The sequence below is a fragment of the Nocardia niwae NBRC 108934 = DSM 45340 genome, assembly GCF_001613465.1.
GTDB classification, from domain to species: Bacteria; Actinomycetota; Actinomycetes; order Mycobacteriales; family Mycobacteriaceae; genus Nocardia; species Nocardia niwae.
The window spans coordinates 1-23,348 of the sequence record NZ_BDCK01000052.1 but is presented as its reverse complement, the minus strand read 5'-3'; the positions used below and the strand labels follow the sequence as shown (position 1 = coordinate 23,348).

Sequence of the window (23,348 nt, the reverse complement as noted above, 5' to 3'; positions counted from 1 at the left end):
GTTGGCCGCCGTACCCTGAATTGCATGTCGGATTTCGCGGGGATGTCCTGGGGCGGCGGGTTCGAGCAGGTGGTGGGCTTGCTCGCCGGGCGCCGGGTCGTCGCGTTGACCGGTGCGGGGATTTCGACCGACAGCGGGATCCCGGACTATCGCGGTCCGTCGTCGCCGCCGCGCAATCCGATGACTTACCAGCAGTTCGTGGGCGATCCGGTGTTCCGGCAGCGGTACTGGGCGCGCAACCACGTCGGCTGGCGGCGGATGGACGGGGCGCGGCCGAATCCGGGGCATCGGGCGCTGGAGCGGATGGAGCGGATGGGCGTGGTCACCGGGCTGATCACGCAGAATGTGGATTTGCTGCATACCAAGGCGGGGCATCGTCGGGTGATCGATTTGCACGGCACGTATGCGCGGGTGCGCTGTCTGGGCTGTGCGTCGCTGGTGTCGCGGATGTCGCTGGCCGAGCGATTGGAGGCGGCGAATCCGGGTTTCGCGGAGGCCGTGAGTGTCGATGGGCTGGAGGTCGCGCCCGACGCGGACGCGGTGGTCGGTGAGACCGGGAGCTTCCGGATGGTGGACTGTGCGTGCTGTGGCGGCATGCTCAAGCCGGACATCGTGTACTTCGGGGAGAACGTGCCGAAGGAGCGGGTGGCCGCGGCGTATGGGCTGGTGGATGACGCGGACGCGCTGCTGGTGGCGGGGTCGTCGCTGTCGGTGATGTCGGGGCTGCGTTTCGTGCGTCGTGTCGCCAGGCGGGGCTGTCCGGTCGTGATCGTCAATCGGGGACGGACGCGCGGTGACGACTTGGCCGCGGTGACGCTGGACGCTGGGTGCTCGACTGTTCTGCCCGCGCTTGCCGAGCGGTTGGGCTTGGTAGTGGAGCCGGTGTAACCGGCTGGCGGCTGGATCGCACAAGGGCGGGGCTTGCCTATCGAGCGCATGAGGATCGCCGGGCGTGACATTTCCGCGACCATTTCGTAATGTATCGGTGACCTGTTCTCGACAGTAATCGGTAACCGACATCATGCCCGGTCAACATCGCAAACGAACCGACGCCCGCAAGCTCGCTTTCCTGGCGGTTTGCACCATCGCGGCGAGTCTTGTGGTCGTGCTGTGGGCTGTGATGCGACCGGGCCCGGCCGCCCAGCATGCCGCGGCGGCGGGCTCGCTGCCGTCCACCACTGTCGCGGCGGGCCCGGCCACGACCACCGTGCCGCCGGCGCCTCAGCCTGCCGTGGGCGCGGCCGCCGCCGCGCAACCTCCACCGTCGGCGAAGGAGGCCGTGCAGCATCCGCCTCCGCCGCCTCCGCCGGTCCCGTGTTCGACGGAACTCGCCGGCACACGGCCGCACGTGGCACAGGTGGGCAACCTTCTGAAGAAGACGTTCGCTCTGACCGACGTCGGTGGCGCCATCGGCCGGGGCGACGGCGACCACGGCGCGGGTCTGGCGCTGGATCTCATGACGTCGGATTCCGCGCGGGGTGACGCGATCGCCGATTTCGTTCTGGCCAATCAGCACCGTTTCGGCGTGACCTATGTGATCTGGCGGCAGCGGTACAACGACGGCAGCGGCTGGTCGTATCTGGAAGACCGCGGGAGCCCGACCGCCAATCACTACGACCATGTTCATGTGTCGTTCGACAAGTCTGCCCAAGTGGATGTGACCTGCTGATCGCGGAACCGCCGATACCTCTGCGCGCCCGCGGCTTTCCTCGGCGGCGCTGCCGCAGTGCCGCACCGAAGCCGGTGTCCGACTGTTTGGGTACGTCCGACGGAGGGTACGGCCGCAACACGTTCGTTCGCCCGTCACCACGCGGGTAGGACGAGTCGGTGAACTTCTCACGGCTCGCGTGGAACACAGTGACGTGCGGTCGAGATGCGGGCTCGACACCGAGCTCGAAGGGTGTGGTGGAGGAGGACTGGTATGCCCGATCACGTGCCGACAGTCGGTGTCGAAGAGGAATTCTTGCTGACCGACCCCGAAACCGGTGCTCCTACACCGGCGAACATCCGAGTTGCCGAAGCGGCGAAGAAGGCGGGCATCGATCTGCAGTTGGAGCTGACCAGCTGCCAGGTGGAGACCAGCAGCGGGGTGCACTCCGATATCGGTGACCTGCTCACGGAATTGCGCACGCTGCGAAGGACTGTGGCCGAATGCGCGGCCGGCCTGGACACTCGGCTGCTTGCCGTCGCGGTCCCCCCGACCGTGCCCGGAGGGTTCCCGGTCACCGAGACACCTCGATATCGGCGGATCGCGGAGACCTTCGGGATGATCGCTCATGAACAAGGGCTGTGTGGATGTCATGTGCATGTCGGTGTACCCGATCGTGACACCGCCGTGCTGGTGGGCAATCACGTCCGGCCGTGGTTGCCGGTATTCCTCGCGCTGACGGCGAATTCCGCGATCTACCGCGGCAGTGAGACGGGGTATGCGAGTTGGCGCAGCATTCTGTGGCGGCGCTGGCCCAGCGCGGGGCCGCCACCGTATTTCGCCTCGGTCGAGGACTACGACGCGATCGTGGCGACGATGCTCGCCAGCGGGAGCATTCTCGACAACAAGATGGTGTATTGGGATATCCGGCCGTCGGAATCGTTTCCCACCGTGGAGGTACGCGTCAGCGACGTACCGGCCACCGCGGAGGAGGCCGCGCTGCTGGCCGCGTTGATCAGAGCCACGGTCGCCATGGGCCTGCGATCGATCGAACGAGGTGAACCCGCTCCGCCCGTCCCCGCTGAAGTGCTTCGCGCCGCGTACTGGAATGCCGCGCAGTCGGGTCTGGACGGCGAGGGACTCGATCCGGTCGAGGGGCGTGTGCTGCCACACCGCGAATTGCTGGACAGACTCGTCGGTCATATCGACCCGGCGTTGCGGGAGTTCGGCGACCGGAGCTTCGTCACCGAAGCGATCGCCGCTCTGGACAAGCGTGGTAACGGCGCCCGACGCCAGCTTCGAGCGATGCGCGGCCGCCATGAGGTAGGCGATGTGGTCGTGGAACTGGCGCACGCGACCCTGGAAGGATGTGTCTGAGTCTCTGTCCGCTCGACGAGAGATGCCGAACAGAAACGTAGGTGACTGCCGATGCCGAAGATCGTGTTGTTCGGCGCTACCGGGTACACCGGCCGCCTGACCGCAGAGGCTTTGTTCGCTCGGGGCGCCGCGCCTGTGCTGGCTGCGCGCAACGCGACCGCGCTGCAGAAGCTGGCTGCCGACCTCGGCGGCGCGGAGACCGCGGTCGCCGACGTGACCGATCCGGGATCGGTACGGGCCCTGGTGGGCCGGGGCGACGTGCTGGTGACGACGGTCGGTCCGTTCTTGCGCTACGGCTGACCCGCGCTGGCGGCGGCACCCGCGCATCCATGGCCGGGATGCTGTTGGAGCACGGCTTCGCCCTGCGCGGTGGCCGGGTGGTGCCCGAGCGGACCGGTGCACGGATTCGCAGGGGCTCGGGGTAGACCCGATGTCCTTGCTGTTGAGGGCCTGGGCGGGCCTCGTGGTCGCGCCGCGCGCGAGTTCAGGATCGCGGTGATCGCAATCGTTCTGTGAACCGGTTACGCGCCTTACTGTTCCGGACAGTACTTCTCGTGTGAGGACCGTGGCAGATGACGTTGCAGTTGAATCCGACCACCTCCGCGCCACCTTCGGCTACGGCCGAGGCGACCGTCGAGAGCCGGGTCCGGTTTCCCTGCAGGCTGCTCGGCCTGGTCAGGGCATCCTCCGGATTGATTCTGGCGGTGATCATCTGGCAGCCGGGCGCGCGTTCCTGGCTCGGCACGAGCACCCCGGCGCCGGCCGAGGTGCTCGAGGCCGGCATGAATCCCGAGACGCCGACAGGAGCAGACGCATGAGTGAACCGTTGCAGATCAGCACGGACGTCCTGGTGATCGGTGGTGGGCCAGCCGCGTGCTGGGCCGCGATCCACGCGCGTGAGGCCGGTGCGGAGGTGACGTTGGTGGACAAGGGTTACTGCGGGACCAGCGGCGCCACCGCCCCGTCGGGCACCGGCGTGTGGTATGTGGCGCCGGAAGCGGCCGCGCGGGCGAACGCGAAGGCAAGCCGGGAGGCGTTGGGCGGGCATCTGGCCGACCACTACTGGATGGATCGCGTGCTCGATCAGACCTACGCGAACATGAATCGGCTCGCGGTGGAGGGTCGCTATCCGTTCCCGGTGGATCCGGCTACCGGTGAGCAGATCCGCACCGGTGTGCAGGGTCCGGAATACATGCGCCGGATGCGGGCGTGGGTGAAACGGCTCGGGGTGCGCGTCCTGGACCATTCGCCGGCGCTGGAATTGCTGGTTGACGATGACGGTGTGGTGCGCGGTGCGGCGGGCTATCAGCGCCGAGCCGACCGTGACTATCGTGTGGCCGCCGGTGCGGTGGTGCTCGCGACTGGTGGTTGCGCGTTCCTGTCGCGGGCGCTGGGAACCAACGTCGACACTGGTGACGGTGCGCTGATGGCGGCGGAGGCGGGTGCTCGGTTCTCGGGCATGGAGTTCTCCAACGCGTACGCGATCGTGCCGAAGGGGTCGACGATCACCAAGACCGCCTACTACGGTTACGCGACCTTCTTCCACGAGGACGGGCGGGTGCTCGAGGGCGCGGGCTCGACCAAGGGTCGTTCGGTGATCGCGCGGACGTTGTTGCGGGAGAAGGTGTTCGCGCAGCTCGATCGCGCCGATGCGACGGTTCAGGCGCAGATGCGGCTGGGGCAGCCGAACTTCTTCCTGCAGTTCGACCGGCGCGGCATCGACCCGTTCACCGACCGGTTCGAGGTGGACCTGCTCGCCGAGGGCACCGTCCGCGGCACCGGCGGTATCGATGTCGTCGACGACGACTGCGCCACCTCGGTGGCGGGTTTGTACGCGGCGGGTGACGCGGCGACCCGGGAACGGATCTGCGGTGGATTCACCGGCGGCGGTAGCCACAACTCGGCGTGGGCGATGTCGTCGGGTAGCTGGGCAGGTCGTGGCGCGGCGGTGTTCGCGTTGCGCTCGGCTCGTGCTCGCAGTGCCGATCTGCGGGGGGCCGGGCGTACGGGGTTGCGCCCGGAGAACGGTGCGGCGGTGCGAGCCGAGGACGTGGTCGAGGCCGCGCGGCAGGAGTTGATCCCGTTCGAAAAGAACTATCTGCGCCACGGCGACCGGATCCGGCCCGCGCTCGCCGAGCTGGACAGCTTGTGGGAGGACGCCACTCGCGGTCTGGGTGGGGACACCGGAGAGCAGCGGGTGCGCGCCCGGCAGGCCGCCGCGATCACCGCGGTGGGGCGGTTGATGTACCGGTCGACGCTGGCGCGTACGGAGACGCGCGGGATGAGTAAACGCGCCGACCACCCGGATCTGGACCCGGCGCAGCACCACCACATCCTGTCCGGCGGTCTCGGCGAAGTGTGGACGGCGACGGCCGTGACCTCCGGCAGCTCGGCGGTGGCGTGATGATCGAGATCCTGCGCGCGGGTGACTGCATCGCTTGCGACAAATGCGTGGACGTGTGCCCGACGAACGTGTTCGACCGCACCGACAGCGGAATACCGGTCATCGCACGGCAATCCGATTGCCAGACCTGCTTCATGTGCGAGGCCTACTGCCCGGCGGACGCGTTGTACGTCGACCCCGAGGCGACTCCGCTGGCCGATCACGAGACGGTTCGCGACGAGAACATCGGCCGCTACCGCAAGGAGCTCGGTTGGGGCCGCGGGCGCAAGCCCGGCAGTCTCGTCGCGGTGGGGCCGCGTCTGCCGCACGGTGCTGCGCCGCCGCGGCTGTCGGAACTCTGAACAACGGAAGCGAATCACGCGCCTTCTCCGGCCGATCGTGCCCGCCGTCATCTCGGCTGCTGGTCGGCTGTGGGACCGACGGCGCGGGCTCGGCCGCCCGCGCCGAATTTCAAGACCCTCCGTATCGGCGCCATCGGCACCGGCAACGTGCTCACCGGCCCGGTCGGCTTCGCCCGTCAGCGCGGCGCCTTGCTGCCCGCGCTGAAGCCGCTGGGTGTGTCGGTCGGCAGCCAGGACTTCCTGGACAGCCATCCGCAGTTCGGTGCCGCGTGGCAGTCGGTGATCGTCGAGGCCGACCGGTATGCGAAGGCGCATTGGGATGACTGCGGCGACCCCGAGGTCGCCCGGTCGAAGTCACCGGAAGCGGTGGTGCGGGCGACGGCGCGGCTGTCGGCGTTGTGCCGGTGCTGATCTATGGGGGCCTTCGCCGCCGCCCGGTGACCCGCAGCGGGGGCTAGCGGTGCGGTCCGATCAGCGCGATCGCGGATTCGACGGCCACGTCGACGATGCCCGCGATGTCGTCGCCGTCCTCCACAGTGGTGGCGATGAGTTCGCGGAAGCCGCCGAAGAGGATCGTGGCCACCTGGCGCGACGGTGGTCGCAGTCCCGCGGCCGCGAATTCCGGTGTGTCGGCGAGTTTCTGGATCAGCGTCACGAACGCCTCGCCGACTTCGCGCTGCAACGGCCGTGTGTCGTCCCCGAGGGCGGGCACGACGCGGATCCAGCTGAGGGTGAGGGAGGGTTCTTCTCGTGCGGTGCGTATCCACGCTTCGATGGCCTGACGCACCTGGGTGCGCCAGGGCATGTGCGGGTCGACCGCGGCATCGATGCGCTGGATCATCTCCTTGTGATGCTCGGTCAGCAGGGCGATGAAGCAGTCCTGTTTGCTGGTGAAGTGCTCGTAGAAGGTGCGGCGCGAGGTGCGGGCGTGGCGGACCACGTCGGCGACGGTCGAGTCCTGGTAACCGCGTTCGCCCAGCGTGACGGCCATGGCGTCGAGCAGGCGGCGGCGGAAGCCCGAATCCGAGCCGTTGTCGGCGGTGGTACGAATTACGGGCGCAGCGCGGGTCACGAGAATCAGGTTAGTTACTCCCTTCAGTTCGCTGTGCCCGGCCCGAGGTCGTAGCCGGGAAACGGCCCCTTGCTCGCGCGGTCATGCCGTGGAGTGTCCGGGATCGGGTTGCGCGGCCGCGGGGTGGGTGTCGTCGGACGGTGCGCCGCCACGGGTGAAGCGGATGGTGCCGTCGTCTATGCGGCCGTAGCGCAGGGTGAGCACGTCGTGGGCGTAGCTCATGCCCAGCCGCCACGGGGGCCGCGAACCCGCTTTGGGGAACCGGTCGATGTCGCGCAGCACGTAACCGGCCTGGAAGTCCAGCAGCGGCGCGGGCGTTACCGCGGAGTCCGGCCGCGGGGTGGTCTGGCGGTAGCCGCCCGCGTCCATGTGCCGCAGCAGCCGGCAGACGAATTCGCTGACCAGATCGGCTTTCAGCGTCCAGGACGCGTTGGTGTAGCCGATGGTGAAGGCGAAGTTCGGCACGCCGCTGAGCATCATTCCCTTGTAGGCCATGGTCTGTGGCAGCGCGATCCGCTGTCCGTCCACCGTGAGCCGGATGCCGCCGAGCGCGAGCAGGCGCAGGCCGGTGGCAGACACCACCACGTCGGCCTCGAGGTCGCGGCCGGAGGCAAGGTGCAGCCCGGTCGCGGTGAATCGTTCAATGCGATCGGTGACCACCGAGGCGCGGCCGTCGCGGATCGCGTGGAACAGGTCTCCGTCCGGCACGAGGCACAGTCGCTGATCCCACGGCTGATAGACGGGCTTGAAGTGGGTGTCGACGTCGTAGCCGGGTGGTAGTTGCTTGATGGTCAGGTTGCGGATGAACTTTCGCATCTGCTGGGGACGCCGTCGGCTCATCTGGTAGATGAGTGTGCTGAGCAGCACGTTCTTCCACCGGACCACGGTGTAGGCCCGTTTCGGCCCGAGTAGTCCGCGTAGCCGGTCGGCCAAGGCGTCGCGCGCGGGCACGGGCAGGATATAGGTGGGTGAGCGTTGCAGCATCGTCACGTGCGCGGCGGTGTCGGTCAGCGCGGGAACCAGGGTCACCGCGGTGGCGCCGCTGCCGATGACGACCACCCGTTTGCCCGCGTAGTCGAGGTTCTCGGGCCAGTGCTGCGGATGCACCAGCTGTCCGCGGAAGTCGCCGATTCCGGGGAACTGTGGTGTGTAGCCCCGGTCGTAGTGGTAGTAGCCGCTGCACACCAGCAGGAAGTCGCAGGTGAATTCGCGGGTGCCGCCGTCGTGTTCGGCCAGCACGCTCCAGCGTGATTCGGCGCTGGACCAGGATGCTTCGATCACCCGATGCCCGTACCGGATGAACCGGTCGATGCCTGCGTCGGCGGCCGTCTGGCGGATGTAGCGCAGGATCGCGGGACCGTCGGCGATGGCTTGGGCTTGCGTCCACGGGCGGAATCGGTACCCGAGGGTGTGCATGTCGGAGTCCGAGCGCACTCCGGGGTAGCGGAACAGATCCCAGGTGCCGCCGAGGGTGTCGCGCGCCTCGAGGATCGCGTAGGTGCGCTGCGGGAAGGCCGTCCGCAGGTGGTGGGCCGCGCCGATGCCGGAGAGGCCGGCGCCGACGATCAGGACGTCGAGGTGTTCGCTCATGCCCGCGCTCCTTGCGTGTCGCGGGTGCGCAGGAGGCGCTCGAGCAGCGCGACCACGCCGTAGTAGTGGGTGGGAGTCACCCGCGCCAAGGCGTCGAACAGGTAGGCGTCGGGACCGACGAGGATCCGGGACTTGCCGTGTTCGACTCCGCGGCAGATGGTTTCGGCCGCCCTCTGCGGCGTGGTCAGTGCCAGCGTCTCGAATTCCGCCGCCATCTGCTCATGGGTCCGGCCCCGGCCCTCGGGGTCGGTGCGGACGCGGGCGTTGCGCGCGATGTTGGTCCTGATGCCGCCGGGATGGACGTTCACCGCGCCGACACCGGTGCCGCGCAGTTCCTGGCGCAGGGCGTCGGTGAATCCGCGCACCGCGAATTTTGCTGCGCAGTAAGCGCTTTGGTTGGGCATGCCGAGCAACCCGAACACGCTCGAGGTGTTGACGATCACGCCGTGGTCCTGCTCGACGAGGATGGGCAGGAAGGCGCGGGTGCCGTTGACCACCCCGTCGAAGTTGATCCGACGCAGCCATTCGTCGTCTTCGGCGACGGCGTCGAGTACCGAGGAGGAGACCGCGACACCGGCGTTGTTGAACACCGCCGCCAGGGGCGCGGTCAGCCAGTCGCGGACCTCGTCGGCGAAAGCGAGCTGGTCGGCGGCGTCGCGCACGTCCAGGACGCGGGTGAGCACCGGTCCGGTCAGCGCGGCCGCGGTCTCCTTCAGACCGGCCTGGTCGATATCGGCGATCGCGACGGGAGAGCCTGTGGCCGACAGCAGTCGGGCGAGACTGCGGCCGATCCCGGAGGCCGCGCCGGTGATCATCACCGGGCGGCCCGACAGTGGCCTACGTGTGCGGGGCATCGGTGCTCCTGCTTCGGGAGGTGCGGAGGAGGGCGGCGGAGGGCGCGCTCATGCCGTCGCCTCGACGGCACGGTCGAGTGGTCGCCCGCTGGGTCGCGGGGTGCGCCGGTGCACCACGGCGCGGCCCTTGCCGGCCGGGACGAGCGCGACGCCGCGGAAGTGGGTGCGCTCGTCCCGGGCGCCGGTGGGTTCCAGCGTGAAATCCCGCAGCAGGGTGCGCAGTACGACGTTCATCTCCATCGTGGCGAACGCGGCGCCGATGCAGCGGCGGCTGCCACCGCCGAAGGGGATCCAGCTGAAGGTGCCCGGGCGGACTCCGGCGAACCGGTCGGGGTCGAAGGTGCGGGCATTCGGGAAGAGGTCCTCGTTGTCGTGCATCAACCGGATGGCGACCACGATCTTCTGGCCCTTGGGCAGGGTCCACCGGCCCAGCGGCAGGGTGTCGGCGCGGACCTGGCGCAGGGTGATGTCGATGACCGGCCGCACGCGCTGCACCTCCAGCAGTGTCGCCTCGCGCAGCTGCGCACCGCCGGCGTCGGCTTCGGCGACCAAGCGGCGCAGGACATCCGGGTGCCTGCGCAGCCGCTCGATCGTCCACGACAGCGTCGTCGCCGTCGTCTCGTGCCCGGCGGTGAGCAAGGTCAGCAGTTCGTCGGCGATCTCGGCGCGTGACATGGCCGTGCCGTCGTCGTAGCGGGCCTGCAGCATCATCGCCAGCACGTCGTCGCGCTCGTCGATGCCGTCGGCGGCGGCGCGGTCGATGAGCCTGCCGACGAGTTCGTCGTAACGGTGGCGGTAGGCCCTGAAGCGAGCCCAGGGGCCGAATCGGCCCAGCGCCCGCTGCGGAACCGGGATCGCGGCGAGGGCCGAGGCGACCAGGACGAGTTTGGGCAGCAGTCGGCGCAGTTCTTCGAACTCCGCGCCCTCGGCGCCGAAGACCGCACGCAAGATCACGTTCAGCGTGATCCGCATCATCGAGTCCATCGTGGCGAACTCCCGGCCCGAGGGCCATGTCGCCATCTCGCGGACCGCTTCCTCTTCGATGAGCGATTCGTACACGGTCAGCCTGCGGCCGTGGAACGGTGGGGTGAGCAGTTTGCGCTGTGTGCGGTGTTCGGCGCCGGTCAGGGCGAACAGCGAACCCGGTCCGAGGAATTGTCCGAGGTTGACGTCGATGTTGTCGACGAGGTCGGTGCTCGTGGTGAACAGGGCTTTGATCTCGGCCGGGTCGGCGAGCACGACGCAGGGGCCGAATCGGGGCATGTGGATGCTGAAGGCCGATCCGTAACGGTCGTGCAAGTGGCGCCAGGTCCGGGTGCGCGCGGCCAGCAGCCGCAGGTTCTGCACGATCGGCGGCGTGGTTGGCCCGTCGGGAAGTCGCACAGCGGGCATGCGCCCACCTCCTCGCGTGGTACTCCGATGTACCACTCGTACGGTACGCGCCTGTACCAGCTGTGACAAGGGTCACCTCCGGTCCGTTTCCGGGCGCGGGAGTTCCGGCGAGTGGGGCGAAGATCGCGAAGCGCCCACCGGCGCGGCGGCTTTGACGCATAATCGGGTTCGATTGGCACGCAATGACATCGGGGGTCGATGGGGACGCGCAGAGCGATGCTGCAAGCGGGAGCGGTCCTCCCGCTGGCCGCCGCGTGCGCACCGGACCTGCTGCTGGGCAGCTCGGATGCGGTGCGCATCGGGGTCTCCTGGAGCGGGCAGGAACTGGCGGCCTTCCACGCCGTCCTGGACGGCCTTGACCTCGGCTTCGCGATCGAGGTGATCCCCCTCGGCGACAACACCGATACCGCGTTCACCGCGGGCGGCCGGTCCGCACCGGACGTGGTGCTGCTCCCACAGGCGGGACGGGTCCGTGAACTCGCCGGACAACGCAAACTGCGACCCGTCGCCGAGACGGTGTGGACCGACGAACTCGGCACCCGCTACGCCCAGCCATGGCAACTGCTGCTGCGCTCCGAAGGGCGGCTCTACGGTGTGCCGTTCAAAGCCGCCGACAAGTCGCTGGTGTGGTTCGACCGGCAGCATTTCGACACCTATGGCCTGGGTGAACCGGCGGCCTGGACGCTCGGCGACTGGGTCGACCGGATGGAGGTCCTCGCCCAGACCCCGATCCGCCTGCTCGCGCTGGCCGCCGCCGACGGATGGGCGCTGACCGACTTCTTCGAAAACGTTCTGCTCGCCGAATCCCCCCGGATCTACGACGAATTGGCCTCCAGAGAACGCCGGGAGTGGGACAACCCGGCGGTGCGGGCCGCGTTCGGGCATCTGGGCGTGCTGTGGGGACAGCGCGACGCGTTCCCCGGCGGCGTCGGGGTCGCGTTGACCAGGCAGTTCTCCGACGCCGTCCGCGAGGTGTTCCAGCACCGCCGGGCCGCGGCGGTGGTCGCCCCCGATTTCGCGGAACCGATCGTGCGCAGCGCGGTGCGCGCCTCCGGGCGCACCGTCGAGGACGCCGTCGGCGTGGCGCCCTTCCCCCCGGTGACCACCACCTCGGGGCGGCCCAAGATCGTCGGAGGCGACGTCATCGTGGTGACGCAGCAAGCCAACCCCCGCGCCGACGAACTGGTCGGGAAACTGGCCGGCGCGCGCGCCCCGCTGCCGTGGATCGAGCGCTACGGCGGCTTCCTGGCGCCGAACCTGCGCACCGAGGTGGACTACTCGCCGTTGCTCGCGCCCTCGGCGCGTGAACTCGCCGCGCGCAGCACCTTCGATCTGTCCGACCGGATCGGGCCGGTGGGCGGCCGGGAAGGACTGTGGCGGGTGCTGACGGAATTCCTCATCGCGATCGGCGACGGCGCCCAGCGACGGGTTGACGAGGCCACCGACCACGCGATCGCGGCACTGGACGACGTCGAGCGGCGGCGTCGATGACCTCACCGACGGATTTCGACGTCAACGGTCTGCGCATCGAGCTGGCCACCCGGCGCATGCGCGGACCCCTGGTGCCCGGCGGCAGGCCACGGCGGTGGCTGGGGTGGGCGGCGGGCCTGCCCGCGACGGTGCTGACGGTCACGCTCCTGGCCCTGCCCGCCGCGTGGACCGTCCTCATCGCCACCCGGGCCGAGCCGCTCGGCGTGCTCGCCTGCGCCCTCACCGCGGCCGGTGCGCTACTGCCCGCCGTCCTACGCCGGCGGCTGGGCGTGCCCTGGATACGAATCCTGGTGTGGCCGTCGGCCATCGGTGGCACGATCACCGGATTGTGGTTGCTGGGCGGGACGATGACCCCCGACGGCCGTGGCGCCTACCTGCGCACACTGCTGTGGGTGGCGTTCGCGATCGGGCTGTTGCTCCTCGCGCTGGCGATCGCCTGGTGGGGGCGCGCGGCGCGCTGGCTGTGGTTGCCGCTGATCGTTCCGTTCGGAGTGTCGGCATTCGTGTCGGGCGTCGCGTTCCGGGTGATCTTCGGCAGCGGCGCGCGCTGGCTGGACATCGAGGACGTCGGGCTCTACCGATGGTGGCTCGCGGCGATGCTCGGCTCGGCGTTCCTGTGGACCTGGCTGGGTTTCCTCACCGCGCTGTTCCGTGCCGGAATCCATGCGATAGAAGCCGATCCGGCGCGCGCCGGATACCTCTACCGCGACGACGGCAGGCCGCTGGCAGTCCGGCTGTACGAATTGCTGCGGCCGGTGCTGCTGATCGCCGGGCTGGCCGTCGGCGTCGCGGCCGCGCGCGTATTCGACGTGGTGCTGATCGGGGTGCCCGGGGCGCTCGAGTACCAGGTCGACAGCGCGACCGTGCATTGGTGGCGGCTGTCGGCCGACGCCGAGCCCGGTGTCGCGGCCGCCTACGCACTGCCGCTTGCGGTGCTCGTTGGCGCGGTCGCCTGGCTGCTGCAAGTGGATGTACGCCGCCACCGCGCCAGCTGGTCGGCGGTGCGCGCGATGTCGGTGGCGGGCCGGCGGCGCATCGGTCCGGTGCGCGCGGCGGGCATCGTGCTGGTCTCGGTGCTGGTGCTGTACCCGATCGGCGTGCTGGCCTACACCGGGTTGCACGGGCACGACGGATTCGGATTCTCGGCCATCGGTCTGCTGTGGGGCGACGACGGACTGTGGCGCTCGCTGCAGACCACCGCCTGGGTCGCGGGGATCGTGACCGTGGTCGTGGTGACCGCGGCCGCGCCGGTGGCCTACCGGCTGGCGGCGCTGCGACCTGACGGCACCGCCGCCCGGCTGGCCGTGGTGGCGCTGGTCGTGCTCGCGGTGATCCCGGCGCAGACCTACCTCGGGCCGATCGACGGTCTCGTCGATGCCCACGAGTTGTCGGGCACGCGGATCCCGCTGATCCTCGTGCACGCCGCCGCCGGATTGCCGATCGCCATTCTCGTGTTGCGCGGTGCGATGCTCGCCCCGCCGGGCAGTGCCGCGGCGGACGCCCTGCACGGCCTGGCCAGCCCGGGCACCATCGCCCAGCGCGTGCTGGCCTCGTCCGGGCCCGCGCTGGGGGCGGTGGCGGTGCTGGAATTCGTCCAGGTGTGGAACGACTTCTTCCTCGGGCTCGTGGTCAGCGGCGCGGGCGCGAGCCCGTGGTCGCTGCTGCTGTGGGGCGAGGCACGGCAATTCGGTGAGAACACCGCGCAACTGGCCGCCGGATCGCTGGTGTCGGCCGTGCTGCCGGTGGCGTTGCTGCTGGTCACCTGGCGTCGCTGGGTGGTGCCCGGCCTGACCGGTGGGGTGCTGCGATGAGACCCGCCGCGTCGGGGTACGGCGAGGAAGGGGGCCGGTGAGTACATCGACCGAACCCACCGAACCGGTCGGGCAGACCGCGACGCCGCGATCCTCGATCTGGATCGGGTTTCTCGGCACCGCATCGCTGGTCGCCTACACGGTGCTGTTCGAGCTGGTGCGCACCCTGGTGGTCAACTCCTTCGGTGAGAACGCCGTCGTCCAGTTCTTCAACGGGCCGCTGCGCTGGTTGTCGGTGCTTCTCATCGTCGCGGCCGCGGTGTATGCGCTGTCCCGGTTCGCCCGCGGATATCGCACCAAGGTGCGCACCGCCCGGGAAATGGACCTGATCGCCGGTCTGGTCGAGCCGGGCCCCGCGCTGGCCGACCGCAGGCCACGCGCCGCCGCGCCGCCCCCACGCAGGGTCGCGGCGCTCGACGGGCATCTCATCGCCGCGGTGCTGCGGGACCTGCCGGTGCACGACTACGAAACCATCGCGCTGCTGGCCGTGCTCAACGCCATCCGCGACACACCGGGGCGATTGCCGCTGGCACGCGAACCCTCCGCGCGCACCGCGGCGAAACTGCTGGAAGGTCTTCACCGCCGGGAGATTCTCGCCGAGGACGGCGCCCAGCGATTCCGCGTCCATCGGGTGCCGATACTGCCGGACCGAGCCATGGTGACCGCCGGACCGCAGTGGGCCGCGGCGCTCACCGCGCTGCTGCACCACTACGCCGACCGCGCGGGCCGCTGGGCGATCGCGCTGGAATCACGGCGCTTCGCCGTGGGAGCTCGCCGCTGGTTCGAGACCGAGGAGCCCTACCTGCGGGCCCTGGTGGCCGCCTGCGCGCATCCCGGCCGGGAGTTCCCCCCGGCCGCGGTCGCGCACCTCATTCGCCTCGGCAACGCTCTGGACGTGTGGTACGCGCGAATCGGGCTGGGGGAGAACGTGCTCGGGGTGGCCGATGATCTGCGCTCGCTTCCCGGGATAGACGAGATGGACCGTAACCTGGTGTTCCTGCGGGCGGGACGGCTGGACAAGCGGCCGCGCGGCTACCGCCCGCGGCGGCTGTCGACGAGCTTGGCCGCCCGCTGGGAACATCAGACGGCGTTGCGGCGGCTGGACACCGCCCCGGTGAATCTGGACAAGGTCGCCGACCAGCTGGAGACCGCGTGGTGGCTACTGCCGCGCGAGGACGTGGCCGGTGAAGTGTGCGCCCTGATCAACCTCGCCGTCGTCCACATCCGCCAAGGACGGCTCGAGGCCGCGCAAGACCGTCTCGAACTCGCCGAATCCCTCACCCGCACCGGCCTCGATCCCGACGGGCGCGCGCAGACCCACGAGACGATGGGCGCACTGTGGTGGGCCCGCGGCGAAGCCCGCCGAGCCCTGCGCTGCTGGCAGCTCGCCCTGACCGCCTACCGTGTCCTGGACGACGACCCCGGCATCGGCCGCTGCCTGCAACACCTCGGCTCCGCGGTCGTCGCCGACCCCGACCACGCCACCCTGCTGCTGCCCGCCGATCCACCCCTCACCCGCACCGAAGCCCTGCGCCAAGCCACCGGATGGCTGGCCGAGGCCCGCCGCCGACACCCCGCCGCCCGTCACACCGAACACTATGCGGCACAGGCCCGTTCGACCTTGCGCGCGGACCGCGGTGTGCGGGGCCTCCTGTCGTCCCGCCGCCGCGCCCCACTCGCACGCATCGATCAGTGGCCCGCCTCCGTCGAAGACCACGCCCACCGGCCACGCTGATCAACTGCCCGCGCCCTGCTCGTGCGGACCGAATGCCGCCAGGGCACCCCCTTTCATCCGCTGGTTCCTACAGCACATCGTCGGGCGACGTTCGGGGTTACTTTCTCACCCCGCGGTGCGGATCTGGGTCAGGAATTCCTGGTTGGTTCCGGTTTGCCGCAGGCCGGTCAGCAGCAGTTCCAGCGATTGCTGCGGGGGACGGCCCGACAAAGTGTTTCGCAAGGATCGAGTGGCGGCGAGCTCGTCGGTGGACAGCAGCAATTCCTCTTTGCGTGTGCTGGATCGGTCGATGTCGATCGCGGGGAACAGGCGGCGGTCGGCGAGGTGGCGATCGAGCTTCAGTTCGGCGTTTCCGGTGCCCTTGTACTCCTCGAAGATCACGGTGTCGGCGAGCGAGCCGGTCTCGACCAGAGCTGTGGCGATGATGGTGAGTGAGCCGCCGTTCTCGATATTGCGCGCGGCGCCGAGAAACTTCTTCGGCGGCGCGAGTGCGCCCGCGTCGACGCCGCCGGAAAGGATGCGGCCGGACCCGGCGGCCGCCAGGTTGTAGGCGCGGGCCAGGCGGGTCAGCGAGTCCAGCAGTACGACGACGTCGTGGCCCGTTTCCACGAGCCGTTTGGCGCGTTCGATGGCCAACTCGGCGAGCGCGATGTGTTCGTGGGCCGGCTGGTCGAAGGTCGCGGCAGCTACCTCGGCCGGGACGGCGCGTGACAGGTCGGTCACCTCCTCCGGGCGTTCCCCGACCAGTACCAGAATCAGCTGGCATTCGGGATGGTTCTTGGCGATGCCGTGGGCAATGGATTGCAGCACAGAGGTTTTGCCCGCCTTGGGCGGGGCCACCACCAAAGCGCGCTGTCCTTTGCCGAGCGGCATGACCAGATCGGTGGCGCGGGTGATCAGCTCGTGCGGCTCGGTCTCGAGCCGCAAACGCTCCTGTGGATAGAGGGGAACCAAGTCGGCGAACTGCGGACGCGCCGTGGCATTGGCGGGTGGCAGGCCGTTGACGCGGTCGACTCGGATCAGCGGTGCGCGCTCGGCGCCCGCACGTCTGGGGCCCACGGCGCCGGTGACGGTGTCGCCGCGACGGAGTCCGTGCTCGCGGACCAGCCGCGCCGGCACATGGGCGTCGCGTGGCCCGGGCAGATAGCCGTCGACACGCAGCCGAGCGTGGGTGTGGGTGAGGTCGAGGATGCCGGTGACCGCCGTCGCCCGGTCATCCTCGAGTTCGCCGTCTTGTCTGTGAACAGCGTTGTTGTGCATGGTTTCTTCTCCCGGAATTGTCAGTGAATGCCGGCGGGTGGCCGCCGTGAATGCCGCCTACGCGAGACGACGCCTGCCGCACCCGCCGAGATGACGTGTGGCAGAGAGTCGTTCGACCTGCGGGATGCCGATTGCACGGCATACGAGACCGTGGCGGTGAATGTGGACTCTTGTGGGAGGGAGTGGTCACCTACATCCACAAGATGAAGACCGCTCCTACGTTAGCGGCACCACCCACAACATGCAAGGGCGCCCAATTATTGGTTCTGGCGCACTTTCGATGCTCTTGGGCTCACCGATAGTGCTGGTAGACAGTGGATTGGGCGAGATTCTGACCGCAAAGAAATTGCGCTGGCCGATCCTGCACGTCACACTGCGTCGTGGCCAATATCGCGACCGTGTTCGTCCGCGTCGACCAACAGTCGGGCACTGTGGTTACCGCGGAGGACATCCTTGATGCCGCTACATGGCGGAGAGGGACCTACAACATTCCTTTCTGGCATCGCCGCACAGGGTCGCTGTTGGACGTCCAGCTCGGTACACGCTGGACTGGAACGCGCGTGCTGGACTTGGTTTGGGAGTCATTCGGGGAGCAGCTCGACTCCGCATGGGTGCGCCACGGCGAAGACGGCAGTGACGACCCTGATGTTATCGAGCACCGCACTCATAGGACTGCGACCGAGGATCTCGGGCAGCCGCGCTGGTGCCGATTCGGCTACGACAGCATTCGCGTCCGGCTGCTTCCCAGCACAGCGGACCGGATCCCCGACGCGCTGACGGATTTGAAGTGGCAGGTGCACCATGGTTGGTGGCAGGCTCCGATCGCCGGTTGGCGGTATGGGCAGAACGAGCGCAAATCGTGGTTCGCCGACGAGACCACCGCCTCACGCGAAACCCCCAGTACTCCCGAAATCGCATACTGGGGGCTCCCCAGCGAGGAGTGGCTGGACGACTGGCGATCCACCACGAAGTTGCCGAGCCGGTTGATCGACGCACTCGCCGACGCGGAGCCCCAGCTCAGTGGAGTGGAGCTGACGTGGAAGGGTCGACCGGTAGCGGCCGCCGAGCGGATCGAACACATGGCGACCGGTCGGCCGACAAGGTTGGTGACGGAGCCCGAAGCACCCTGGGGCTGGTGGTCGCTCGACGACTGGGACAACTGCGTCGATGAACAATTCCTGACCGCGTTCGGCGACGGCACGAATCATCGGTGAGCCCTCCCAGCGATGCCGTGCAGGTTCGGGATTCACGTGCCGGCGTTGGGGAAAGCGGCATCAACCACAGCGATCACCGAACGTGCGCCAGAACCCGATTATTCCGCCGCCCGGCGGCATACTTTCCGTGTCGAATCGGCCCGACCCCCGACTTCGCCCCGCTATCACCACGAGAGCTGGGCCGAGCCGGAGGCGGATATTCGCTCGTGCTGCTGCTCGTGTCTCTTTAGGGTGGTGCCGGTACGGCGACGGCCCGAGATCTCCGGGTGTTGTGGTCGCTCGCCGCTGAACGGAGGTTGCTATGCACAAGCTGATGGTCCTGTATCCCGAGCCCGCCGATCCCGACCACTTCCGCGCCTACTACGTGAACAACCACCTCCCGCTGGTCACGCGCATGCCCGGCCTGCTCGCGTGGCGCTACAGCTTCGAGGTGGCAGCGACGCAGGGACAGACGCCGTACTTCGCGGTCTTCGAGGCCGAGTTCGCTGACGCTGCGGCAATGACCGCGGCGAGGACGTCTCCGCAGGGCCGGCAGGTGGCTGCCGATGTCGCCAACTACGCCACCGGTGGTGCGGTCGTCATCCACTATCCGGTGCACGACGGCACCTGCTGAGCCCGGCCCCGAGGCACCTATCTGTTGTCGCGCAATGCCTGTGCGGCGTTCAGCCCGCCCGGCCCGGCACCGGCGATTGCGGTCGCCGAGGGTGCGGTCATCGGTGTCACCGCTGCCGGGAGGGTGTGCCGGTGAGGGCGTGGGCGAGGTCGGTGCCGAGCCGGTCCCAGCTGGCGTCGAATGTGGCGACACCATTGGCTTCCAGGGTGGCGACGACGTCGTCGTAGTCGACGCCGAACCCGGCGAGCTCGTCGAGGACCTGCCGAGCGTGAGGGTAGCTGCCGTGGATGCTGTCGGCGGGGACCAGGCCGTGGTCGGCGACAGCGTGCAGGGTCGCTTCCGGCATGGTGTTCACCACTCCGGGCCCGACAAGTTCGACCACGTAGCGGGTGTCGTCGTAGCGGGGGTCTTTCACCCCGGTCGACGCCCACAGCGGACGCTGCGGACGGGCACCGGCCCGCGCCAGCGCCCGCCACCGGTCGCTGTCGAGACTCTGCTCATAGAGCTGATAGGCCAGCCGCGCGTTGGCGATCGCGGCCTGACCGCGCAGGGCGGCGGCCTGATCGGTGCCGAGTTCGTCGAGACGCTGGTCGACCTCGGTGTCGACACGGGAAACGAAGAAAGACGCCACGGAGTGGATGGCGGTGATGTCTTTCCCGCGTGCGTGGGCTTGTTCGAGCCCGGACCAGAACGCTTCGATCACCTCGCGGTATCGGTGCAGGGAGAACATGAGGGTGACGTTGATGTCGATGCCGTCGGCAAGGCAGGCGGTGATCGCCGGCAGCCCTTGTTTGGCGGCGGGGATCTTCACGAACAGGTTGGGCCGGTCGACCAGCCACCATAGGGCGCGAGCATCGGCCACCGTGCGGTCGGTGTCGTGGGCGATCCGCGGGTCGACCTCGATCGAGACCCGCCCGTCCACCTGGCCGGTATCCTCATATACCGGGCGCAGCACATCGCAGGCCCAGCGCACGTCGTAGGTGGTCAGCTCCCGCAGGGCCGTGTCGGTGTCCAGCTGGCGCAGAGCGAGATCACGGATTTGCTCGGCGTAGCAGTCGCTGCCGGTGATTGCTTTGGCGAAGATGGTCGGGTTGGTAGTCACACCGACCACATGCCGGTCCCGAACCAGATCGGCGAGGCTGCCGTCGGTGAGGCGTTCGCGGCTGAGGTCGTCGAGCCAGATCGACACCCCGGCCTGGGTCAGCGCAGTCAACGGGTTAGGCATCTCATGTCCTCCTCCCACTCGGTGCGGATTCCGGCTCGGGTCGAATTCCGACAACGGAGCCGGGGCCGCCTTTCGGGGCGGGGTTCTCGGTGGTAACGGTGTGTCCAGCGGGATGACCATCGGTCACAGTTGGTTGTCGTGGGGATGCCCCCATACGGGCCGTTGCAATCGGTTTGCCGAGCACGACGAGGGTGCGGGACCGTCGACGATGGGCTGGAGATCGCCTGGCTTCCGAGTCTCACAGCCTCTCAATGGCCTGGTCGCCTGGTCGCATCCCGGGTTCTCCAGCGGGTCGTAGTGGCTGACCAGCCATCCGCTCGAGCGGTATCGGAGGCACGGTAGGCGGCCGAGATGGGGGCTGTCGTCGCCGCGGAAGGCACGCTCACGCCAATGCGAGGGGTTTCCTGTGCGCCGCAGGTCACGTCGATTTCCTTGGAGAGCTGTTCGAGTAAGGTGTCCGCGCATCGGGCGGGAACCGTCGAAGGCGGGCAGATGCCGCCGGCACTTCAGACACCACTGCGTAGTGGGAATGGTTTGCAGTAGGCGGAGCGGAATCTCGGTGCGGCAGCCGCGGCACCGGCCGTACCGGCCGGTGGTGATAAGGGTGAGGGTTTCATCGATGCCCTCTGTATGACCACCTCCACGCAATCGAAAAATTGGCTGACAACCCCAGGATCGTTCACGCCGTAACGGCTGCGCTTGTCCGTCCGCGACAAATGCGGGTGCGCCATTTGTCCGATTCCTCCACTCGTATCCTCGAGGCACACCGTCGACAGCAAACCAGTGGAAGCAGCAAGGCGATTGCGGTCAACCGACACTTGCGGTCGAGTCGGGCCTATCAGCGCGGTGGGCGCTGCGGCGGCGATATGCGCGGACCGCGATGCCCGGGGCTGTGGGACGACTCCAGCTGCGAGGCAGACGTGCCGAGACCCGAGTCTCGTTTCAGGCCACAACCTATCCCCGCTGGTCTACGTTCGGCGACCACTTGCCGCACTCGGCCCGACCGGGTACCGGCCCCTACGGGTCCGCGACACGCTGTTCTGATCATCTACGTGTCTGAGGCATCCTGTGTCGATGTGCGCGCTGCGCTGTCAGGCCGCGATCGGGTTGATCGGGGTCAGCACTCCCAAGCGTTGCTCGATGGCGCCCGCCGCGGTCAGGCACAGGTCTTCCCGATACATCCGGCCGATGACCTGAGCGCCCTGAGGCAGCCCGCCGATCACACCGGCCGGAACGGCTACCGCTGGGACTCCCACCAGGGTGGTGGCGGTGCACAAGCGCAGTGGGCTCATCATCCGCTCCTGCTCGTCCGCGTCGCGCGGAACAGTTGGTGGTGGCGGCAATTCGGTGTATACCGGGCCGAGTAGGAGCGGATACCGGTCGAGGAACTGCGTCCAGGCGCGCTGCACACCCAGCCTGGCGGCGGTCAGCTGGATATAGCCGGGCAGATCTGATGGTGGGTGCCGACGCATCATCAACTCCATGTGCAGGCGACTGGTTTCGCTCAGCAGTGGCCGCAGTGTGGGCCAGGCCAGAGAGAATTCGGTGCTGATCAATCCGGAATAGACTGCCAGCGCTTCGGCCAGTGCGGGTACCTGCACTTCTTCGATCCGGTAGCCGGCGTCGGCCAACGCGTCTGCCGCATCGGCCAAACCGGCGCGCACGTCGGGATGCGTTCGGTCACCATCGAGATCGGTCACCAGCCCGACCGTGACGGGGCCGCTCAATGGCGGACCGTCCGGCGGTGCGGGAACGGCCCGGGGATCTTGCGCGTCGGTGCCGGCCAGTACTTCGAAAGCCAGCCGCAGATCCGCCACCGACCGGGCGAGTGGACCATCGACCGGGAACAGTTGTGACGCCAGTGTCGGTTCGTGACCGCTGATCCGATGGTCCGCGGCGAATCGGCCGTAGGTGGGTTTGAGTGCGGTGATCCCATTGAATGTCGCCGGATTGCGTAAGGAGCCACCAGAATCGTTGCCCAGTCCCAGCGGCGCCATGCCGGTGGCTACCGCGACACCGTCGCCGCCACTGGTCCCACCAGGTGTCCGGGCATGCGGATCCCATGGGTTGCGCGTATCGCCGTACAGCGTGCTTGTTGTGTGCAGACCGGCGATCGTCAGATCAGGCAGGTTGGTTCGGCCGATCGGGATCGCCCCAGCCGCGCGCAGCCGACGCACCGGTGGCGCATCGGCCGTAGCCACCAGGTTCCTCAGGCCCGGCACACCCATCGTCGTGGCCGATCCCCTGACATGGATGTTCTCCTTCACCGTGAACGGGACTCCGGCCAGCGGACCCACCGCTTCGCCCGCCGCGCGCCGCCGGTCGATCGTGCGTGCGGCGGCGAGGGCGCCGTCGGCCAGCACATTCGTTACCGCGTTCACTGCCGGGTTGACCGCACCGATCCTCGCCAGATGCGCTTCGACCACCTCGACTGCGCTGATCTCGCCCGCCGCCACGGCCACAGCGACCTGCGCCGCACTCGCCTCATACAGATGCTCCACGCGACGCAATATACATAGCTGTATTTAGATACACTATCGAATATGAATCAGCGACTCAGCCGCGAGGAAAGCCGACGACAGACCCGCGACCGGCTGCTCGACTCCGCCGCGAAGTTGTTCGCCGAACGCGGCGTCAACGGCACCTCGGTAGAGCAGATAGCCGAACGCGCCGGATACTCCAGAGGAGCCTTTTACGGCAACTTCGCGGACAAGCATGAACTCACCCTCGAACTGCTCACCCGGCGAACGCAGCGCGAACTCGTAGAAGTCGCCGGACTCGACCACGCCAACCGAGAACCGTTGCGCGAGTTCAATCGCGCCCGTGCTCGTCATCTCGACGAATGGCTGGCGCTACGGCTCGAACTCGTACTCCACATCCTGCGCAATCCCCAACTGCGATCACGCTTGGCCGAACGCGAACTCACCGCCCGCAACGCCATCGCCACCGGAATCACCCACGAATTGCCGCATCCTCCAGCAGATCCCGCCTTCCTGGCGCTGATAGTGCACGCCCTCGAAGATGGCCTTCTGGTTCAGAAGCTACTGACCCCCGACGGGATCCCCGACGACATCGTCGTCGACGCCTACGACTTGTTGATCACCGCATGGGCGGCACTGGCCGAGAAGGACCGGGGGGCGGCGCAATAGCGACGAACGCGGCACCCGACCTCATCGTGCTCGAACAAGGCATCGACACCACCACCCCCGCCGGGCGGTTCCTGTTCCACGTCATCGTCGCCATGGACGAGATGACCGCCGACCTCATCAGCGAAGGAACCCTCGAAGGCCTGAACCCCGCACCCACGTCGGCGCTCGAACC

General features: G+C 68.5%; 22 protein-coding genes. 15 read left to right on the top strand and 7 right to left on the bottom strand.

What is annotated here, in order from left to right:
* Nucleotides 1-24 precede the first annotated feature (24 nt).
* From NNI01S_RS30595 to NNI01S_RS30560, 8 genes are all read left to right on the top strand, one after another.
* Nucleotides 25-888 (top strand): Sir2 family NAD-dependent protein deacetylase, encoded by an 864-nt coding sequence (locus tag NNI01S_RS30595; protein ID WP_063024625.1) that lies wholly within the window; start codon nt 25-27, stop codon nt 886-888.
* 133 nt (nt 889-1,021) lie between these two features.
* Nucleotides 1,022-1,669 (top strand): VldE C-terminal domain-containing protein, encoded by a 648-nt coding sequence (locus NNI01S_RS36620; protein WP_063024623.1) that lies wholly within the window; start codon nt 1,022-1,024, stop codon nt 1,667-1,669.
* Nucleotides 1,670-1,921: 252 nt separating this feature from the next.
* Nucleotides 1,922-3,025, top strand: a complete 1,104-nt coding sequence (locus NNI01S_RS30585; protein WP_063024621.1) for a glutamate--cysteine ligase 2 — start codon at nt 1,922-1,924, stop codon at nt 3,023-3,025.
* Nucleotides 3,026-3,076: 51 nt separating this feature from the next.
* Nucleotides 3,077-3,325, top strand: coding sequence for an NAD(P)H-binding protein (locus NNI01S_RS30580; protein ID WP_063024619.1), 249 nt, complete (start codon nt 3,077-3,079; stop codon nt 3,323-3,325).
* 272 nt (nt 3,326-3,597) lie between these two features.
* Nucleotides 3,598-3,843 carry a hypothetical protein gene (locus NNI01S_RS30575; RefSeq protein ID WP_063024617.1) on the top strand — a complete coding sequence of 82 codons (246 nt, stop codon included), beginning with the start codon at nt 3,598-3,600 and terminating at the stop codon, nt 3,841-3,843.
* Nucleotides 3,840-5,429 (top strand): FAD-dependent oxidoreductase, encoded by a 1,590-nt coding sequence (locus tag NNI01S_RS30570; protein WP_063024615.1) that lies wholly within the window; start codon nt 3,840-3,842, stop codon nt 5,427-5,429. The genes NNI01S_RS30575 and NNI01S_RS30570 overlap by 4 nt, the downstream gene beginning before the upstream one ends.
* Nucleotides 5,429-5,770 (top strand): 4Fe-4S dicluster domain-containing protein, encoded by a 342-nt coding sequence (locus tag NNI01S_RS30565; RefSeq protein ID WP_063024682.1) that lies wholly within the window; start codon nt 5,429-5,431, stop codon nt 5,768-5,770. The genes NNI01S_RS30570 and NNI01S_RS30565 overlap by 1 nt, the downstream gene beginning before the upstream one ends.
* 69 nt (nt 5,771-5,839) lie before the next feature.
* Nucleotides 5,840-6,181, top strand: a complete 342-nt coding sequence (locus NNI01S_RS30560) for a hypothetical protein (RefSeq protein ID WP_063024613.1) — start codon at nt 5,840-5,842, stop codon at nt 6,179-6,181.
* Nucleotides 6,182-6,224: 43 nt separating this feature from the next.
* Here the strand turns inward: NNI01S_RS30560 and NNI01S_RS30555 are convergent, their stop codons facing one another.
* The 4 genes from NNI01S_RS30555 to NNI01S_RS30540 form a co-directional block, all read right to left on the bottom strand.
* Complete coding sequence (locus NNI01S_RS30555) at nt 6,225-6,842, bottom strand: TetR/AcrR family transcriptional regulator (RefSeq protein WP_245676430.1); 618 nt, start codon at nt 6,840-6,842, stop codon at nt 6,225-6,227.
* 81 nt (nt 6,843-6,923) lie between these two features.
* Nucleotides 6,924-8,432 (bottom strand): flavin-containing monooxygenase, encoded by a 1,509-nt coding sequence (locus NNI01S_RS30550; RefSeq protein WP_063024611.1) that lies wholly within the window; start codon nt 8,430-8,432, stop codon nt 6,924-6,926.
* Nucleotides 8,429-9,286, bottom strand: coding sequence for an SDR family NAD(P)-dependent oxidoreductase (locus NNI01S_RS30545; RefSeq protein ID WP_063024609.1), 858 nt, complete (start codon nt 9,284-9,286; stop codon nt 8,429-8,431). The genes NNI01S_RS30550 and NNI01S_RS30545 overlap by 4 nt, the downstream gene beginning before the upstream one ends.
* A 48-nt stretch (nt 9,287-9,334) precedes the next feature.
* On the bottom strand, nt 9,335-10,678 hold the full coding sequence (locus tag NNI01S_RS30540; protein ID WP_063024608.1) for a cytochrome P450: 1,344 nt from the start codon (nt 10,676-10,678) through the stop codon (nt 9,335-9,337).
* Between the two features lie 198 nt (nt 10,679-10,876).
* Between NNI01S_RS30540 and NNI01S_RS30535 the strand changes: the two genes are divergently transcribed.
* Genes NNI01S_RS30535 through NNI01S_RS30525 form a run of 3 tightly spaced genes read left to right on the top strand, consistent with a single transcriptional unit; the run spans nt 10,877 to nt 15,715 of the window.
* On the top strand, nt 10,877-12,169 hold the full coding sequence (locus NNI01S_RS30535) for an ABC transporter substrate-binding protein (protein WP_063024606.1): 1,293 nt from the start codon (nt 10,877-10,879) through the stop codon (nt 12,167-12,169).
* Nucleotides 12,166-13,980, top strand: a complete 1,815-nt coding sequence (locus tag NNI01S_RS30530) for an ABC transporter permease family protein (protein WP_063024604.1) — start codon at nt 12,166-12,168, stop codon at nt 13,978-13,980. The genes NNI01S_RS30535 and NNI01S_RS30530 overlap by 4 nt, the downstream gene beginning before the upstream one ends.
* Nucleotides 13,981-14,017: 37 nt before the next feature.
* Nucleotides 14,018-15,715 carry a tetratricopeptide repeat protein gene (locus NNI01S_RS30525; protein WP_063024602.1) on the top strand — a complete coding sequence of 566 codons (1,698 nt, stop codon included), beginning with the start codon at nt 14,018-14,020 and terminating at the stop codon, nt 15,713-15,715.
* 105 nt (nt 15,716-15,820) lie between these two features.
* Here the strand turns inward: NNI01S_RS30525 and NNI01S_RS30520 are convergent, their stop codons facing one another.
* Complete coding sequence (locus NNI01S_RS30520; protein ID WP_063024600.1) at nt 15,821-16,975, bottom strand: transcription termination factor Rho, short form; 1,155 nt, start codon at nt 16,973-16,975, stop codon at nt 15,821-15,823.
* A gap of 560 nt (nt 16,976-17,535) precedes the next feature.
* Between NNI01S_RS30520 and NNI01S_RS30515 the strand changes: the two genes are divergently transcribed.
* Together NNI01S_RS30515 and NNI01S_RS30510 are read left to right on the top strand one after the other, a co-directional pair.
* The gene (locus tag NNI01S_RS30515; protein ID WP_063024598.1) at nt 17,536-18,189 is read left to right on the top strand and encodes a hypothetical protein; all 654 of its coding nucleotides are present in this window, start codon (nt 17,536-17,538) and stop codon (nt 18,187-18,189) included.
* A 301-nt stretch (nt 18,190-18,490) separates the two neighbouring features.
* A complete protein-coding gene (locus tag NNI01S_RS30510) occupies nt 18,491-18,802 on the top strand; it encodes an EthD family reductase (protein WP_063024596.1) in 312 nt (103 codons plus the stop codon).
* A gap of 106 nt (nt 18,803-18,908) precedes the next feature.
* Here NNI01S_RS30510 and tal read toward each other — a convergent pair whose 3' ends face one another.
* Both tal and NNI01S_RS30500 read right to left on the bottom strand, forming a co-directional pair.
* Nucleotides 18,909-20,027: a transaldolase gene (gene tal, locus NNI01S_RS30505; protein ID WP_063024594.1), complete on the bottom strand. Its 1,119-nt coding sequence runs from the start codon at nt 20,025-20,027 to the stop codon at nt 18,909-18,911.
* Between the two features lie 1,091 nt (nt 20,028-21,118).
* Nucleotides 21,119-22,528 carry an amidase gene (locus NNI01S_RS30500; protein ID WP_063024678.1) on the bottom strand — a complete coding sequence of 470 codons (1,410 nt, stop codon included), beginning with the start codon at nt 22,526-22,528 and terminating at the stop codon, nt 21,119-21,121.
* A gap of 42 nt (nt 22,529-22,570) precedes the next feature.
* On the opposite strand from NNI01S_RS30500, the gene NNI01S_RS30495 reads away from it, so the two are divergent.
* Together NNI01S_RS30495 and NNI01S_RS36230 are read left to right on the top strand one after the other, a co-directional pair.
* On the top strand, nt 22,571-23,176 hold the full coding sequence (locus tag NNI01S_RS30495; RefSeq protein WP_063024592.1) for a TetR/AcrR family transcriptional regulator: 606 nt from the start codon (nt 22,571-22,573) through the stop codon (nt 23,174-23,176).
* Nucleotides 23,134-23,348, top strand: a 215-nt coding sequence (locus NNI01S_RS36230) for a recombinase family protein (RefSeq protein WP_245676429.1), incomplete at its 3' end; no start/stop codon positions are given. The genes NNI01S_RS30495 and NNI01S_RS36230, both read left to right, overlap by 43 nt.

Bases quoted from the DNA above. Each gene is read 5' to 3' on its own strand.
- NNI01S_RS30520 (WP_063024600.1), bottom strand. From the start codon at position 16,975: ATGCACAACAACGCTGTTCACAGACAAGACGGCGAACTCGAGGATGAC.
- NNI01S_RS30570 (WP_063024615.1), top strand. From the start codon at position 3,840: ATGAGTGAACCGTTGCAGATCAGCACGGACGTCCTGGTGATCGGTGGT.
- NNI01S_RS30585 (WP_063024621.1), top strand. From the start codon at position 1,922: ATGCCCGATCACGTGCCGACAGTCGGTGTCGAAGAGGAATTCTTGCTG.
- NNI01S_RS30575 (WP_063024617.1), top strand. From the start codon at position 3,598: ATGACGTTGCAGTTGAATCCGACCACCTCCGCGCCACCTTCGGCTACG.
- NNI01S_RS30580 (WP_063024619.1), top strand. From the start codon at position 3,077: ATGCCGAAGATCGTGTTGTTCGGCGCTACCGGGTACACCGGCCGCCTG.
- NNI01S_RS30545 (WP_063024609.1), bottom strand. From the start codon at position 9,286: ATGCCCCGCACACGTAGGCCACTGTCGGGCCGCCCGGTGATGATCACC.
- NNI01S_RS30550 (WP_063024611.1), bottom strand. From the start codon at position 8,432: ATGAGCGAACACCTCGACGTCCTGATCGTCGGCGCCGGCCTCTCCGGC.
- NNI01S_RS36620 (WP_063024623.1), top strand. From the start codon at position 1,022: ATGCCCGGTCAACATCGCAAACGAACCGACGCCCGCAAGCTCGCTTTC.
- NNI01S_RS30530 (WP_063024604.1), top strand. From the start codon at position 12,166: ATGACCTCACCGACGGATTTCGACGTCAACGGTCTGCGCATCGAGCTG.
- NNI01S_RS30495 (WP_063024592.1), top strand. From the start codon at position 22,571: ATGAATCAGCGACTCAGCCGCGAGGAAAGCCGACGACAGACCCGCGAC.
- tal (WP_063024594.1), bottom strand. From the start codon at position 20,027: ATGCCTAACCCGTTGACTGCGCTGACCCAGGCCGGGGTGTCGATCTGG.
- NNI01S_RS30565 (WP_063024682.1), top strand. From the start codon at position 5,429: ATGATCGAGATCCTGCGCGCGGGTGACTGCATCGCTTGCGACAAATGC.
- NNI01S_RS30540 (WP_063024608.1), bottom strand. From the start codon at position 10,678: ATGCCCGCTGTGCGACTTCCCGACGGGCCAACCACGCCGCCGATCGTG.
- NNI01S_RS30595 (WP_063024625.1), top strand. From the start codon at position 25: ATGTCGGATTTCGCGGGGATGTCCTGGGGCGGCGGGTTCGAGCAGGTG.
- NNI01S_RS30535 (WP_063024606.1), top strand. From the start codon at position 10,877: ATGGGGACGCGCAGAGCGATGCTGCAAGCGGGAGCGGTCCTCCCGCTG.
- NNI01S_RS30510 (WP_063024596.1), top strand. From the start codon at position 18,491: ATGCACAAGCTGATGGTCCTGTATCCCGAGCCCGCCGATCCCGACCAC.